At 53.0% G+C, this 15,818-nt stretch carries 10 protein-coding genes; 2 read left to right on the top strand and 8 right to left on the bottom strand.

What is annotated here, in order from left to right:
- Positions 1-44: 44 nt before the first annotated feature.
- The 5 genes from BJU60_RS05545 to addB all read right to left on the bottom strand — a co-directional run bounded on the left by BJU60_RS05545 (position 45) and on the right by addB (position 10,619).
- Positions 45-425, bottom strand: a complete 381-nt coding sequence (locus BJU60_RS05545) for a YisL family protein (protein ID WP_070327844.1) — start codon at positions 423-425, stop codon at positions 45-47.
- Between the two features lie 135 nt (positions 426-560).
- On the bottom strand, positions 561-3,119 hold the full coding sequence (locus tag BJU60_RS05550) for a sensor histidine kinase (protein WP_083273999.1): 2,559 nt from the start codon (positions 3,117-3,119) through the stop codon (positions 561-563).
- Positions 3,116-3,478 carry a response regulator gene (locus BJU60_RS05555; protein ID WP_070327845.1) on the bottom strand — a complete coding sequence of 121 codons (363 nt, stop codon included), beginning with the start codon at positions 3,476-3,478 and terminating at the stop codon, positions 3,116-3,118. Before BJU60_RS05555 ends, BJU60_RS05550 begins: the two co-directional genes overlap by 4 nt.
- 114 nt (positions 3,479-3,592) lie before the next feature.
- Positions 3,593-7,195: a helicase-exonuclease AddAB subunit AddA gene (gene addA / locus BJU60_RS05560; protein WP_070327846.1), complete on the bottom strand. Its 3,603-nt coding sequence runs from the start codon at positions 7,193-7,195 to the stop codon at positions 3,593-3,595.
- Positions 7,179-10,619 (bottom strand): helicase-exonuclease AddAB subunit AddB, encoded by a 3,441-nt coding sequence (gene addB / locus BJU60_RS05565; protein WP_070327847.1) that lies wholly within the window; start codon positions 10,617-10,619, stop codon positions 7,179-7,181. Before addB ends, addA begins: the two co-directional genes overlap by 17 nt.
- Positions 10,620-10,776: 157 nt before the next feature.
- Between addB and BJU60_RS05570 the strand changes: the two genes are divergently transcribed.
- Positions 10,777-11,157, top strand: a complete 381-nt coding sequence (locus tag BJU60_RS05570; RefSeq protein ID WP_070327848.1) for a truncated hemoglobin — start codon at positions 10,777-10,779, stop codon at positions 11,155-11,157.
- A 55-nt stretch (positions 11,158-11,212) separates the two neighbouring features.
- Complete coding sequence (locus BJU60_RS05575) at positions 11,213-11,566, top strand: hypothetical protein (RefSeq protein ID WP_070327849.1); 354 nt, start codon at positions 11,213-11,215, stop codon at positions 11,564-11,566.
- Positions 11,567-11,590: 24 nt separating this feature from the next.
- Here the strand turns inward: BJU60_RS05575 and BJU60_RS05580 are convergent, their stop codons facing one another.
- From BJU60_RS05580 to BJU60_RS05590, 3 genes are all read right to left on the bottom strand, one after another.
- A complete protein-coding gene (locus BJU60_RS05580) occupies positions 11,591-12,001 on the bottom strand; it encodes a hypothetical protein (protein ID WP_070327850.1) in 411 nt (136 codons plus the stop codon).
- Positions 12,002-12,136: 135 nt separating this feature from the next.
- A complete protein-coding gene (locus BJU60_RS05585) occupies positions 12,137-15,265 on the bottom strand; it encodes an efflux RND transporter permease subunit (protein WP_438802335.1) in 3,129 nt (1,042 codons plus the stop codon).
- A gap of 27 nt (positions 15,266-15,292) precedes the next feature.
- Positions 15,293-15,763 (bottom strand): competence protein ComK, encoded by a 471-nt coding sequence (locus BJU60_RS05590; protein WP_070327851.1) that lies wholly within the window; start codon positions 15,761-15,763, stop codon positions 15,293-15,295.
- Positions 15,764-15,818: the final 55 nt, after the last annotated feature.

Here is a 15,818-nt window from a genome sequence, read left to right on the forward strand (position 1 = left end):
ACAAACAAAAAATTCCCACTTCGATGTGTGAAGTGGGATGTGACTCAAATAAAGTTGCTGAAGAACGACTGACCGTACGGTAACGCGTAACCGATAAAGATCGTCACGAGTGACAGTGCCACGAAGCCGCCAAACATAGCGCCCGACGGTTTTCTTTTTTTCAAACGAATGAGCGTCATCTCACCGAAGATGAGTGCGAGCAATCCGACCGTGATTTTCACGTGGTAGAACATGCCGCCTCCGTTCAGTTGCAAGTACAAATAAAGTCCTGTGCCGAACGCGATGAGCAACATGAGCCGAAACGCCATATGCGCGATCTTGCCGCTCTTGTTTCCGTTCTTGTAGCCGATGTAGGCGACAGCGAACAAGACGAGTAATAAAATCCAACTCGTCACGTGCGTGTGTAGAAATGCTGTCAATGGCATTCAAAAATCCCCCTTTTGATTATGTACAACTACTATTGTACACGAACAAGCCACTTTCCGGTCAAGCGGTAAACAAACGATAAAAAGAGACGTGCCGGTCACGATTGAACGGCACGTCTCCTCCTCTTGTTTTGATCAAGCCGTCGTTTGTTCTTCTTCCCGAATAGCGTGTTCGAAGCTCGGAATCACAACGGTGAACGTCGAGCCTTTATGTTGGACGGACTCGACATGGATTTGACCGGCGTGACCGCGCACGATCTCTTGGCAGATCGGGAGACCCAGTCCCGTGCCGCCGATTTCACGACTATCTGAGTTGTCGACCCGATAGAACTTATCGAACAGACGATCGAGGGCGTCGCTCGGAATGCCGATCCCTTGATCCTTCACTTTAATCGAAATCGATTGGTCGTGATGGGCGAGCTCGACCGTGATCTTCCCGCCACGCGGTGAGTACTTCACGGCGTTCGAGAGCAAGTTGCTCATCAGCTGTTTGAACTTCTGACAGTCTGCGAACAGTTCGTACGGTCGGTCGTCGACCGTGACAAGCTCGAACTTGTGTTTCAATGACGACGCTTCGTAGAACGTCATCATGTCATGGATGATCGGCTCGATATCGAGCTGTTCCCGGTCATACATTTGGCTACCTGATTCCATGCGCTGTACGTCGAGGAAGTCGTTGACGAGATGCGTCAACCGCTCCGTCTCAGCGTGGATTGTCTGCAAATATTTCGCCTGTTTCTCGTTCGGCAACTGTTTCTTGACCATGAGCTCGGTGAACCCATAAATCGAAGACAACGGTGTCCGCAACTCATGCGAGATCGTCGAGATGAACTCGCTCTTCAAGCGCTCGGCCTCGGTCTCACTCGTAATATCACGGAAGACGAGCAGCGTCCCTTTCGACAAACCGCCGACGACAATCCGCTCGGCATACATCTGTAAGTTCATCTCCCCTTTACGGATCGAGAAACTGACACTGTCGTGCGGGAAGTCGTCTGTGAACAGACGGTCTGTATATGTCATGAAGTCATCGTCTTGGTCGACCGTCGTCGCGATCGTCTCCCGCCACTCGTTCCAAGACAATTCCGCGAGCTGACTCGATGTGATCGCATCGAGCTCTGGGAACATCTCGTAAAGCGGTCGGTTGACGAACACATCATCGGTCGAATGTTCGACGTAAATGACAGCTTCTCGGATTGAATCGAGGATCCGTTCGGTCTTGCCTTTTTCACGGGTCATCTCTTCAAACAGACGCATCCGAAGTAACGACAATGACAGCTGACGTGCGAACGACATGATATCGCCCATTTGCGTCTGCGTGAAGCGGTCTTTGTAACGGACGAGATAGATGAAGGCGATGATTGAATCATCGGTCGGGTCGTGGACCGGTACGGCCGTCTCATACATGTAGTACGGATACGGTAGCGGATGGTCGCTTGCGACTTGTTTCGACGAATGGACCGTCGTCCGCAACGTCATCGCCCGCGTCAACACGGAGTTCTCGCTATCGAGCAATTTACGCGACAACGTCTCGTTCAGCCCGTGGCTCGTGATAGAGAACGAGCCTGTCGCATCGAGGAAGACGAGCGCCCCGACTTCTGAATCGGTAATGGCGACAAGTTTCTCGATGATCTCCGGGTAAGCCGTCAACGAATCGCGAGCCGCGAGCGTCTCGGTCAATTCGTTTCGGTACGCCAAGTGCTGTTCGTTCTGTTGTGTCTGCTCCAAGATCTCTTCAAGCTCTTGTTGCTGCGCTTGCAGCTCTTCTTGCTGGGCGATCAATTCTTCTTGTTGTGCCTGCAACTCATGGTTCTTCTCAATCAAGTGACGTTCATTTTCACGGAGCGTCTCCGCCATCTTATTGAACGAACGGGACATCGTCCCGATCTCGTCTTCGCGCTCCATTTGATCGCTCAAGTCGACGATCTCACCTTTCAGTAAGCGGTCAGATGCGACCGACAAGCGAGAAATCAGACGGGACTGACGACGCAAGAACGGTTGGACGAATAGTAAAATCAACGCCGCGAACGAGAAGATGCTCGCAATCCATAAGAACTGTAAGACATCATTGTTCACTTTCCAGTCGGCGTACACTCTGTTTTTCTCACTGTTCATCAACGCCTTGTAGTCCATGAGTGACGATTCGATCTGTTGGATCGGACCGAGTGTATCGATGCCGCGTTCCGGATTGTACGGCACGGTACCTTGTTCAATCAACCGTTCGGCCGTCGGCAACGCCAATATGGTTTCAGGGTCAATCGTATTCTCGGTGATTTCCCCGGACGCTCGTAGTTGACCATATTCCGCCGTGACCGGCATGATCACATCGAAGTAAAAATCGTGAAAGGTTTGTAGGTCGGCTGCGAAGATCTCACCTTGTTTTGATTCGACAGCACCCTTGAACCAGTTGATTTCTTGTTGGAACTCATTTTCTTTACTTTGGGCCCGCTCGAGCGCCTCCGCATCACCGAACAGCAAGTAGCCCCGTGAGTCATACTGCGCGCTCTGCCATTCGTCCCAAAGCGTATTCAATCGGTTGATTCGTTCATCGACTTGTTGGAGACGGGCTTCATTCTCTCTGACCCGTGTTTCCATCTGCACGTACATGATCATCGATCCGACGAGCGCGAGCGCGAGGAACGAATATAGGACGGTCATGATGTCACGTCCTAGTTTTTGTTTAAACCATTTATTCACTTCACGATGCCTCCTATGATCTTCACAAGTTCAAGCGGACTAAACGGCTTCGAAATGAAATAATCGACCCCAATCTCATTCGCGCAATCACGGTCAGATTGTTGGCTCTTCGCCGTCAACATCATCACTTTCGTATGTTGACGTCCCGGCAACTTCCTCACTTTCTCAATGACTTCAAGACCTGTCATTCCTGGCATCATATGGTCGACAATCACGAGATCGTACTCGTTCTGTTCGATCAGCCGATAGGCTTCAAGACCGTCTGGCGCTTCATCAATGTCATATCCTTCGTCTTCTAACGTATCTAATACGAGCATGCGCAATACTTCTTCATCTTCTGCTAGTAGAATTTTCACCATGACGTTTCCTCCATTATTATCTCATTTCACTATTTTACCTAATCTATTTTGTAATCACAAAAATAAAAGATGCACGGTTTATAACCGTACACCTTTACAATCATATCGTCTACATTATAGTACAACAGTTTCCTGCAATTCCAAAGAATAAATGACCGTCGTCCCGACTTGGATATTCCAAATCGACTCGATCGCTTCGCGATAGAGCGACAGCTGAACAGCGTAGCGGTCACGAAGCAACTGTCTTGCCTCTTCTCGCGATGCACTCGTGAACAAGACCGAGTCCGATTTATAGTCGAGCAGGACATACGTCTCACCATCGAAGAACAGGCAATCGATGATCCCTTGAATCAACACGTGCTCGTCCGTGAACGTCGCCGACGGATTCACTCGCTCCGCAGGCACCGTATACGTGAACGGCAGCTCGCGCCATCCTCGCCCGGCTTGTAGCGCTTCAGACAGCGCCCGACCGATCTCCGAGTTGAAGAACGACTCGATTTCAGGCAGCGCTAGCCGTGCCGTCTCCGCCTCGATCGGACCGAGCATCCCATTATTTTCCCACCGGTCGATTTGTATGTCGAGCGGTTCAGTCGGCTCAAATAATTGGAAGATGAGATGTAGCGTCGTCCCGCGCTCGGCACCTGTCTGCTTCGTCTGCTTCCATTTCGGCTCCCGATACGGGGTATCGCTCGGGCGGAACGTGTCTTCGAACGCCGCTTGCTCGAGTTGCATCGCTCGTTTCAATTCCGTCACCGTCTGTTTCGCTGCCGTCTCGGTCGCGGCTTGGGCCGGATAGCTGTACGAAAAGGCTCGATTGACGACTTGAATCGTCGCTTCTTCGTCTTTGACTGGAAAATCAATCGCCTCGAACTGTTGCACATGATGAAGCTGGGCCATCATCGCTTGGAGTGTGGCCACTTCCGCCAAATCGTCTTGTCCGATGATGCGATACGTCCAGTTCGTCGCTTCCCGTATCGGCGAAAAGATCGGTAAGCCCATCTCCTCGATGAACGGTACCGCGCCTTCTAGTTTGAGGAGCGCCGGCGCGACCCAGTCCAGATACGTCTTCGCCTCGCGTCGTGCGTCAGCGGACAACGTCTCACCCGTCGCTTCGACCTGCAGCCATTGGTTGATCTGTTTAGCCGGTTCTGCGACCGTACCGACTAAGATCAATTTTTCTTTTGCCCGGGTCAGCGCGACGTACAAGACGCGCATCTCTTCGGCTTTCATCGTCGCATCGAGATCGCGACGGATCATCTCTTTCACGAACGTCTCGGTTCTCGTCCGTGTGACGACATCGATTGCGTCGAGGGAGATGCCGTATCGTTTATGGAAGATGATACGTTGCATTTGATCACGTTTATTAAACTGTTTGCCGAGTTGGGCGACGATCGTTACCGGAAACTCGAGCCCCTTCGATTTATGGACCGTCATGATGCGGACGACGTTCTCTTCTTCTCCGAGTGAACGTGCTTCCGATAAATCTTCACCGTTATCTTGAAGCCGGTCCATGACCCGCAAGAAGCGATACAACCCACGGTAGCCGCTCCGTTCATAGGAGAGGGCCCGGTCATAGAGCGCCTTCAAGTTCTCTTGACGCCCTTTCCCGCCCGGCAGTCCGCCGGCAAAATCGTAAAACCCGGTGTCGTTGAACACTTGCTGAATCAACTCCGACAAGCTGTGGTTGCGGGCGAACGTACGCCATTCCGACAACTGATCGAGCACGTCCCCACATTTCAATCCAAGCTCGTCGTCATCGTCTGCTTTCGCCTTGAGTGCATCGAAAAACGACGCTTCCGACTCTAAGCGAATCTTAGCCAGCTCTTGATCGGTGAAACCAAACATCGGTGACCGGAGCGCCCCGGCGAGCGGGATGTCTTGGAGCGGGTTGTCGATCAACTTCAAGAGCGACAACATCATTCGAATTTCCGTCGCTTGGAAGTAGCCACCGTCCGAATCGGTATAAGCCGGGATATTATACTGTGTCAAAATGTCCATCAACTGCTCGACCCGCTCTTTTTTCGAACGGACCAAGATGACGATGTCACGGTACTCACAGGAACGAAGCAATCCGGTCGCCTCGTCCGTCACTTTGAACGGCTCATCACCAGAGACGAGCTCTAATATACGTGTGGCGATGGCACGGCCTTCAAGCTCCTGTTTCGATAAGTCCCGGCTTTCTCCGTTGACGATCAAGAGTTCAGGACTTGCCTCGAGTTCTTCATACGCCCGACCCGGTACGAGACGTGCCGCCTCGTCATACTCGATCTCACTCACTTCTTCGTCCATCAACTGAATGAATAGGTCATTGATTCCGTGCAGCACTTCGGAGCGACTTCTAAAGTTTTGAGACAAGTCGATCCGTTGCCCCGAACCGGCTTGTTTGAACCGCGTCGCTTTCTCGATGAACAACCTCGGCTCGGCGTGCCGGAACCGGTAGATCGATTGCTTGATGTCCCCGACCATGAACAAGTTGCCGAGCTGTTCACTCTCATTGCTGACGAGTCCGATGATCGTCTCTTGGATCTCGTTCGTATCCTGATACTCATCGACCAATACTTCGGCGAATCGCTGTTTGTAGAGCGATGCGACCGAGGACGGGGCATCCCCGTCCCGTAGTATGGCGAGCGCGTAATGCTCGAGATCGCTGAAGTCGACGAAAGCGCGGTCCCGCTTGGCTTGCTCGTAAGCGGCCCCGAACGTCCGGACGGTACGTACGAGCGTCTCGACGAGCGGACGCTGCGACAGCAAGACGTCTAAATGATCAGCTCCGCTGACACTCGCTTGACCGACCGCATCGACAAGCCGTTTTTTCGCTTGGTCATAGGCCGGCTTCAACACCGTGTGATAGATGTGATGCTCGTCTTTTTTCTGGACCGATTTCATCGTCCCGAATTTGACCGCTCGGGACGCCGTCTCGAGTTCGCTCCATTTGAGCGTGTCTTCGTCGATGTTTTGGAACGGGAAAATCGCTTTGGATACATTTTCCGATTGCGCCTCGTAACCGGCAAGCCGGAGTTCGATCGCTACACGCCGGAGTTGCCGAAGTGCCTTTTCAATATCGACCCAGAGCAACTGCCCGAATTCGACGAGCAGCCGTTCCTCGTCAGGGTCGCCTTCAAACTGATAAAGGGAGACCAGCTCATCTAAATACGATTCCGGATCCGGAAGGGTTCGCGCGTATTGATACAAACCTAGGATCAGCTCTTCGATTTCACTGTCACCACGGTCCGACGTATAGGCATCGACGAGTGCGAAAAACGAGCTATCTTCTTGACCGTACTGTTCTTCGAGCACGTCTTCGAGCACATCGTCTTGCAAGAGCACCAAGTCTCGCTCCTCGGCAATCTTGAAGGCTGGATCGAGGTCGAGCAAATAGTAATTCTCACGAATGACTTCTAAGCAGAATGAATGAATCGTCGTGATGAGCGCCCGGTTCAGCATTTGCCGTTGTTTTCGTATATAGTCGTTTTCCGGATGTTCCCGCAGCGCCTGATCGAGCGCTTTGGCGATCCGTCGTTTCATCTCGGCCGCTGCGGCGTTCGTGAACGTCACGACGAGCATACGGTCCGCCGTCAACTCGTCCGCTTCATCGAGCAAACGGCTCGCGAGCCGTTCGACGAGCACGGCCGTCTTCCCTGAACCGGCTGCCGCCGAGACGAGTACATGAGACCCCCGTGCGTCGATGGCTGCTTGTTGATCACTCGTCCACTTCATCGGCGTCACCTCCTAATTTAAACAAAACTTCTTCTTTATCTAACTTTTTCAGCTGACGGGGCTCGTTGGCGAGCGCCTCGTCAAAATGACAGACACTTTGATACGGACACGTCTGGCACGGACGCCGCTCTTTATATTCATAAGGCTCGACACCGATTTCCCCATCATACATCGCCTCCACACTCGTCTCGGCAAGGTCGAGCGCATGGTCCATCAACTGCTCGAGCTGAGGAGGTGAGACGACTTTTTTCGTCGTGTTCGCATCGAGCGTCCCGTCTTTCTTATATTTGACCGGAATGACGATCGACTTTTTCTGATCCCCTCTCGCCGTCTTGTCCATCACCTCTAGGATGGCTGGATCGTCGACGAGCAACCCTTGCATCTGATACGACTCGAGCACTTTCCGCTCGGTTTCGGCATCTGTCTCGGCCGGCGTGACGAGCGGTCGGTGGACGTGGAAATAAAGCGCGGCTGCAGGTGCCACGGAACCTTTCGCCCAAGCATCTGCCTGCTCGATCAACACTTTCAAATAGATGAGCATCTGCATCGCCAAACCATAATAAATCTCAGCGAAGTCGATCTCCCGTTTGCTCGACTTGTAATCGACGATGCGGACGTACAGCTGATCATGGATCTGTGCCGTATCGACCCGGTCGATCCGGCCGACAAGTTCACACGTCGCCCCGTTGCTGAGCGTGAACGACACCGGCGGGAAGATGCCACTCCCGAACGCTAGTTCGAACGCGACGGGATCGAACCCGTCACGTTTCGACTGCTCGATCAATACTTCGGCCGTCTTACTGACGACGTCCGTCAGCTTTTTCTTCAAGTAACCGTAGCGGTTCGAACTCATCAAAATCGCATTTTGAATCTCCGGTGTGACGAGTTCGACAGCCGACTCCGCGAGTGTCGCACATTGGTCGGGCGACACGTCACGCCATTCTTTCCCGTCCATCTTGACGGTTTGAGACATATGCTCGATCGTCCGGTGGTACAAGTTACCGATGTCCGGTGCCTCGAGCCGATAGAGCCGTCGTTCTTTCAGACGCAAGCCGTAGTTCGCAAAATGACGAAACGGGCAGGCTTGGAACGTCTCGAGGCGGGACACACTCGCCCGAATCGAGTTCGTGTAAAGTGACTTCGCGACCGACTCCGGCAAGGATTCGGGAACGTTTTGATAAAACAGCGCGCTCGTCAACAGTCGGATTCGTTCGCGTCCTTCCGGGTGCTTCAACAGTTCGTTGTACACCGTGAACCACGTCTCTTGAATCGGGTAGTGACGGCTGAGCCGTTGCAACTCGAGCGCCGTCACGGCCGCTGTCTGGTTCACGTTCGTGATGAAGGCGAGCTGATCTGTCGGGCGATGCTCTCCCGCTTCTGCGAAGTGGGTCTTGATGGCCTTGCCGTTACCGAGCCGTGCCTTGACGTCGGCGATGAAACTCGCCGGTTGAATCGCTTTCCCGCTCCGGTCGACGAGTGCGTAACTGACGTACAACCGGTCGCTTGGCGCCGTCAACGCTTTATACAAGTAGTACGTCTCATCGTCAAACAAGTGCTCGGTCGCTTTCCCCGCCCGGACACCGTTCTCATGCATGAAGTCCATATCGTGGTCCGTCAACAGTTTCGATTGCGTCGCGACGAGCGGGATTTGATCTTCGTTGGCACCGAGCAAGAAGACGATTTTTTTATCAATCAAACGCCCCCGCACGTAATCGGTCACCGTCAATTGATCGAGTGACGGCGGGACGAGTGCATAGCGGAGGCTATCGAGGCCGGTGTCCATCATTTGCAGGAACAGTTCCGTCGAGAGCGTCTCTTCCGGCGCAGCCGCCTCGAGTTGCTCGAGAAGGTGGAGGACGGCGTCCCATACTTGTGTATGCTCTCTTGCTTCAATCAGGCGTGATGCCTCAAGCGCTTCTTCGCGCCAATGGGCAAGGCATGACGAGACGTCGATTCGGTCTAGAAAAGCGTATATGGCGTGCGTGTAGGCCTGCATCGTCTTGGCCGCTTTCAAATCGGTGAGGAGCGGATCGAACGTTTCGACGACGGTTTGACGATAGGCGTTGAGTGCCGTCTCCGTATCGAGTTCTTCCCCCGTCAACTTGGCCTCATCTTCGGCCCGGCGTTTCAATTGCCACTCGTCATGCCAGTGATAATGTTTGATGCCCCGCTCAATCACGAACGCCTCGAGCCGATCGACAGACGTACGCCGATGATCTCGGTCGAGCACGATCAACTCGGTCTTCAACGCGCGGAATATAGCTTCTTCCCGGTAGCCGCGGAGCGCGACTTCGATCGTCGCCTTCAACAACTCGACGACCGGATGATCGAGCATCGGCTGCCGTTCATCCAGGAAGAACGGCAAGTTCATTTTTTGAAGCGCTTGTGACGCCAAATCTCCATATTCTTCAAGTGACCTTGAGATGAACACGATGTCTCGGAAGCGGTAGCCGTCTTCGCGGACAAGTCGTGTGACCTCGCGTACAGCGGCCGCTACTTCTACGGTCCGGTCGACGGCTGCATTCAAGGCGACTTGGTTATCCGGCCGCGTATATGGCGTTGCCGTCACTTGCCCGAACGTCGCCTCGAGATAAGCGAGACTCGGATGTTTAAAGCGATGCACCCCATGATACAGTTCATCCGTCGATGAAAGTTGACGTTCTGAGAGCAGCTCTTTAAAGCGCATCAGCGTCCGCTGTGTCGGTCCGAACAACGGGTGCGGACGATAGAGCGAGTCCGGGTCGACCGTCAACAAGACGTCCAGCGGCGCCTTCTCGGCTAAAGCGACGAGTACCGCGAGCTCTTGTTCCGAAAACTCGTTGAACCCGTCCACATAAAAGTGAGTCCCTGTTAAATCGACTTCCGGTAACAACTGCAACATCACTTTGAAGTAGTCTTCGGCGTGAAGCGTTTTGCCGGCCGTCATCGTCAAAAAGCCTTCATAGAGGATGGAGAGGTCTTGCAGTTTCAAGGCCCGATGTTGGTCTTGCTCGCTCAGGCGAAGCAACTGCTCCGGCTCGACGAGGCCGCGTTTCAACATCGTGATCAACTCGTTCAGCTCTTCGTAAAACCCGTACTGGTTCATCGTGCGTCGGAACAGCGTCAGCCGTTCCTCGTTCATCTCGACGACACGCCGTAACAAAAGATGGGTCCCTGTCTGGTCTAAAAACTGCTCGGTCGCGACACCGTGATCGCGCATGATCAAGAATGCGAGACGACGCATCGACAGCACTTGAATCCGCGTCGATCCGTTTAAACCGTCTGTCATCGCCATCTTCCGTTCCATTTCAAACGACATTTGGTCTGGGACAAGCATATAGATGGTCGGGCCGCTCGGATCGCGCTTCAGCTCTTGAATGACCTGATTGATCATCCGCTCGCTCTTACCGCTACCCGATCGTCCGACATGAAAAGTGACCGTCATTTAGGCGAACACCCCTTCCCTTTTTCTTTTATTATGACGTATCGCTTGCTGTTTGTAGAGGGAAACCTGCCGGCTACCTTGCAAGAAAAAAACACAACCTTCTCGTATCCCATTCCTTCGAAAATCGATTAGACTGAACGTATGAGGGGGGAATACCATGAGTGCATATGAACAATTCGGAGGCGAACGCGGCGTCCAGCAGCTCGTCGACGCTTTTTACGAACTCGTTTACGCTGATCCCGTGCTGTTGCCACTGTTTCCAGACGACAAAGACCGGGTAAAACAACATCAGTTCGAATTTCTGACGCAGCTGCTCGGAGGACCAAAACTGTATACGGAACGCCGTGGCGGCGGCAACCTGGCGATGATCCACCGCGATCACCCGATCTCAGAAACACACGCCGGTCATTGGCTCGGGTGCATGGAACAAGCGCTCAAGACGGTCGATGCACCGGAAGCGATCAAGCGACAGTTGTTTCAACGTCTGATCATGTCGTCGTCAAACGTCATCCGCGTCTGCTCGCACCATTTTGAGTAGTCATCATTTAAAAAAGCGGGTATGATAGGAAAGTAAGCAAAGGAGGTCGGTTTTCATGACAGAAGAAGAGAAAAAAGAGGCCGTTTCAGCTAAAGAGGAAACGGAAGAAGTAGAACCTACGGCAGTCCTCGCCGAAGTCCTTGAAGAGGATGAGGAAGAAGCTTTACCCGAAGAAAAGAACATGGACCACATCAAAGGTGTGTTCAACTATACACAAAAGAACGGACGGGAATATCGTGTCGTCTTTTATCACGACCGTAAAAACCTCGTGTTCCGTGAACTTGGAAACGGGAAAGTCGAATTTGTCGGGCGTTTCACAGATGATGCCTACGATGAAGAGAACGAAGCAGAGATGCAGAAACTCGGCGAGAAACAGCTCAAGCGGATCCTTGCCGATCGACTCAAATAAAAAAATCGCCCGCGGGCGATTTTTTTATTGTTTCTTGTTTCGTTTTTTCTTGCGAAGCGCGTAAATCACTCCGGCGATTCCTCCGGCGACGGCGATCCCAGCCATCGCAGGCACGAGGATTTTCTTCGTCGGAAGCATCTTTTTGACACGTTCGTACGGTGTCGGAACCGACAATTCAAGTTGAACGGCCGTCTCACCGTGACCGTTCGCCCGTGCTTTGCGGGCCGCGTCCGTCACGACGACACGTCCTGTCGTATAGCGGCGGTTTCCATATTCATCCGTGTAAGGCCGGCGAACCCGCTTGACGTCTGTCACCGTCTTTCCACGAGCGGCATCCGGTCGGACGACACGTTCGCTCGTCCATGTGCGGGCACCGGTCGCGCTATAGGCCGGACGAATCTTACGACGATTTAACCAAGTGTATGAATCGTTCATCTATATTCCCTCCAATATGCTGAAGTATCTCTTCATATTATACCCATACAACATCTGACGAAAACATCAGTCTTGACGAGACAAACAAACAGGCGCCCGGTCCTAATTTGGACCGGGCGCCGATTCGCTTGCTGATCAATCCGTGAACGGTTTATCCCGATGGCGACGTTTCGCCAAGATCAAGTAATAAGCCGGAACAAGGACGAGTGTCAGTACGGTCGAGAACAGAATTCCCGACACGATACAGATGGCGAGCGGTTTGAAGAGCGGGTCTTCACCGAACGCGACCGGCAGTAACGCGACGACCGCCGTCAACGCCGTCAGGAGAATCGGACGAATCCGTGCACGTCCCGCCTCGTATACCGCCGTCGTGACGGACATTCCACTGCGAATCCCTTGCTCGATGAATTCGAACAAGACGACCGCGTTTCGAACGACGATTCCGGCAAGTGAGACCATCCCCATCGAGGCCATGAAGCTAAACGGCGTCTGCGTGATGAACAGCCCGACGACCGCACCGGCAATCGCCAAGTAAATCGTGAACAAGACGAGAAGCGGTAATGAAAGTGAATTGAACTGGAATGCGATGATTAAGAAAATCAAGAACAAGACGACGATGAACAACGTCGCGAGTTCAACGAAGAACTCATTTTGCGTATCGCTCGCTCCCGACTGTTCGAACGAGATGCCATCGCTCGTCAAGTCTGATTTTGCGTCATCGAGAATCCGTTCAACGTCTTGTTTGAACGCATCTTCGTCCATCCCTTCAGTCGCATAGATTTGAAGCGTGACGATCCGCTCCCCGTTCTCACGCGGAATCTGTTGGATCTGTTCAGTCGTCGTTTCGGTGACGAACGTACTGAGCGGGGCGACCGGCGGACCGGCTTCCGTGTCGACCGGGACGAGAATCTCGTCAAGGGCGAGCGCCTCGCGGTTGGCGGCCGCATCGACGACGATTTTCACATCGCGTTGTTCGACACCATCGTCGAACGTACCGATCGGGATGCCGTCCGTGACTAACCGGATCTGATCGCTAATTGCTTTCGCGGTCACTCCAGAAGCAGCCATCGCTTCTCGGTTCAATTCGTACGTGAGTGTCTGGAACGGTTCTTTAATGTTGTCGAGCACGAGCGCGCCATCGATGTCTTCGAGGTCGGCCTTGACCGTATCGCGTGCCGCGACAAGTTCTTCGATCGTTTCACCGCGCATTGTGAACTCTACCGGGGCAGACGTTGGTGGTCCCTGCTGCTGCGTATCTAAGAAGATTTCAGCGTCCGGATAGTTTTCACGTATTTGCGACGTGTACTCATCAATCAACTGAATCGCATCGATTTGTTCGTTGTCGACTCGGACGACGACTTGTCCTGCATTGTCACCCGACTGATTGAGTCCACCGGTGAACAAGCTCGGAAGCCCACCGCCAGCGAAAATGGCGGTCTCGGTAACACCGTCAATCTGTTGGAATTCGGCCTCGATCTGTTGGAGACGACGTTCTGTTTCCTCTAAGTCGGTTTGAACCGGGAACGTGACGCTCGTCACGACTTCTGGCCGATTCGCAGCCGGGAAGAACTCGAACGGTGTCAACAGAATCAGCCCGTATAGTGCTGTCGTGATGACAAATCCGACCAATCCGAACGTCCACGGCCGTTTAGCGACGACCGGGAGCAACCGATCCGCATAAAAATTACTGAGACGGTTGAGCGGTCCGCCGAGCCAGCCTGGCTCCCGCTTCGACACTTTCACTTTCTTCCGGTTCAACCAATACTGTGCGATCGGCACGAGTGTCAAACTGATGACCATCGATGCGAGCACCGACAAGGCGAGTACTGTCGGTAACGCTCGGATAAAGTTCCCGTTCGCGCCTGACAAGAGTGTCAGCGGTAAGAACGCGAAGACGACGGCGAGCGTCGACGTGACGATCGAGCCCCAGACTTCTTTCGTTCCGCGAACGGCACCGACCATGGCTGTATCGCCTTTCCGGTAGCGACGCAAAATGTTGTCGTTGACGACGATCGCGTCATCGACGAGAATACCGAGCGCGATGATCGCCCCGATGATCGAGATTTGGTTCAAATCGACTCCCGTGAAGCGTAGCGGGATGAGTGCGATCAAGAAGGACAACGGAATCGCCAAGCTGACGATGAGTGACCCTGTGAACGTCAACCCGATCGTCGTGACGACGATAACTGCGATCATGGCGATGATGAATTCTTTCGTAAGTGACGAGAAGATCGCATCGACCGCTTTCGCTTGATCGTAATAAGTGACGAGTTCGACCCCGTCTAAGTCTCCCACTTCAGAAGCGACGACTTCATCGACGCGTTGTTGCAGCGTCGGGATGTCTTGACCTGGCTCGATTGTCACCGTGAGCGAGATTGCCGGTTCGCCGTCGAGTGAGACGAGGTCGGTGACGGCTTTTGTCGTCTCTTCGACCGTACCGACATCGGCAAGGCGGACGGGATCGCCGTCGACAGAACCGACGATGACTTGATCCATGTCGTTGACGTTCGTCAAGTTATCGATCGCCAATTGATAAATACCGTCGTCCGTCGATTGGCGACCGAGCGGTGTCGTCTTATATTCTTCGTTGATTGCCGTCAAGACGTCTGGGAATGCGAGTTGGCGTTCCCCAAGCGCTTCGGAATCGAGTGAGACGACGAATTCTGTTTCCGGGAGCCCTTTGATCGTGAACCCGGTCACACCATCTGTTCGTAACAAACGGTCTTCTAGCCGTTCGACCTGTTCTCGAACCGCTTCAAGCGACTCGCGGTCGCTCGACGTCAGTAAGTACGATGCGACCGGAAGCTGACCGACCGAATCGTTGACCGTCGGTGCTAAGGCGTTGTCAGGTAAGCGAGGCGCCGCGTCCGAGATCGCCTGCCTCACGTTCGCTTGCAGCTCGCCTTGATCAAATCCGTCTTCATACTCGACGGTGATATTCGAGAATTCCGACGCCGACAGCGACGATACGTTCTCCACCCCTTCAAGCCCTCTTAACTCGGTTTCAAGGATGTTCGTGACGTTCCGTTCGACCGTCTCAGCGGTCGCCCCTGGATATGGGGTCTGAATGAGAATGATATTGACGCTAGTCTCTGGGATTTCACGTTTCGGGAGCTGGAAAAACGTGAGTACCCCGACGACGATTGCAACGAGTAAAAATACAATCATCAATTTTCCTCGCTCAATCATTTTCTGAAAAAACATATTGACCCCTCGCTTTCGGATGATGTGCAAATACACATATGAACTATTCTCCTTTATCATAGAGGGGTTTGAATCGGTTTTCAATCCTTAAACGTGATGCAATGTGCTACTATGGAAACGTTTTTGAAACGCATAAGATAATTCAATCGACCGCTGCTTCTGCCGTTGGACCGTATGATCGGAGACAGGGACTTGAATCGATTCCCCGGTCAGAAATTGAATCCGGGTCCCGTTGCCAAACTTTTTGATGCCCGTGACATGTTGAAAATTGATCCACGCACAATCAGGACTCTCTTTGGCGATCGTCGGGAAAAAGACGGCATCGGCGTGCCAATCCATGACGACAGGGGTTTTTCGATGAGGACCAAGCACGTGACGGGCCGCTTCAATTCGCCCTTGGATACTCGATCCATAATAGAGACAAGCCGATTCGAGCAAGTGAATCGGCGAACCTTTCAGACGGTGCACGCCATCGGGCTGATAGACGAGTGTCTCGGCCTCACCGTACTCATTAAATACCGGAACCAACGCTCTTGTATCATTCGTCAACTGTGTCATCTGTTATTCCTCCAAAACGTATGATATGACTTACACGTTATTCATAACAAGTTCC

The organism is Exiguobacterium aurantiacum (assembly GCF_001766415.1).
GTDB lineage: Bacteria > Bacillota > Bacilli > Exiguobacteriales > Exiguobacteriaceae > Exiguobacterium > Exiguobacterium aurantiacum_A.

Excerpts from the sequence above, each read along its gene's own strand:
- BJU60_RS05555 (WP_070327845.1), bottom strand. The coding sequence starts at position 3,478 with ATGGTGAAAATTCTACTAGCAGAAGATGAAGAAGTATTGCGCATGCTC.
- BJU60_RS05570 (WP_070327848.1), top strand. The coding sequence starts at position 10,777 with ATGAGTGCATATGAACAATTCGGAGGCGAACGCGGCGTCCAGCAGCTC.
- addA (WP_070327846.1), bottom strand. The coding sequence starts at position 7,195 with ATGAAGTGGACGAGTGATCAACAAGCAGCCATCGACGCACGGGGGTCT.
- addB (WP_070327847.1), bottom strand. The coding sequence starts at position 10,619 with ATGACGGTCACTTTTCATGTCGGACGATCGGGTAGCGGTAAGAGCGAG.
- BJU60_RS05575 (WP_070327849.1), top strand. The coding sequence starts at position 11,213 with ATGACAGAAGAAGAGAAAAAAGAGGCCGTTTCAGCTAAAGAGGAAACG.
- BJU60_RS05580 (WP_070327850.1), bottom strand. The coding sequence starts at position 12,001 with ATGAACGATTCATACACTTGGTTAAATCGTCGTAAGATTCGTCCGGCC.
- BJU60_RS05590 (WP_070327851.1), bottom strand. The coding sequence starts at position 15,763 with ATGACACAGTTGACGAATGATACAAGAGCGTTGGTTCCGGTATTTAAT.
- BJU60_RS05545 (WP_070327844.1), bottom strand. The coding sequence starts at position 425 with ATGCCATTGACAGCATTTCTACACACGCACGTGACGAGTTGGATTTTA.
- BJU60_RS05585 (WP_438802335.1), bottom strand. The coding sequence starts at position 15,265 with ATGATAAAGGAGAATAGTTCATATGTGTATTTGCACATCATCCGAAAG.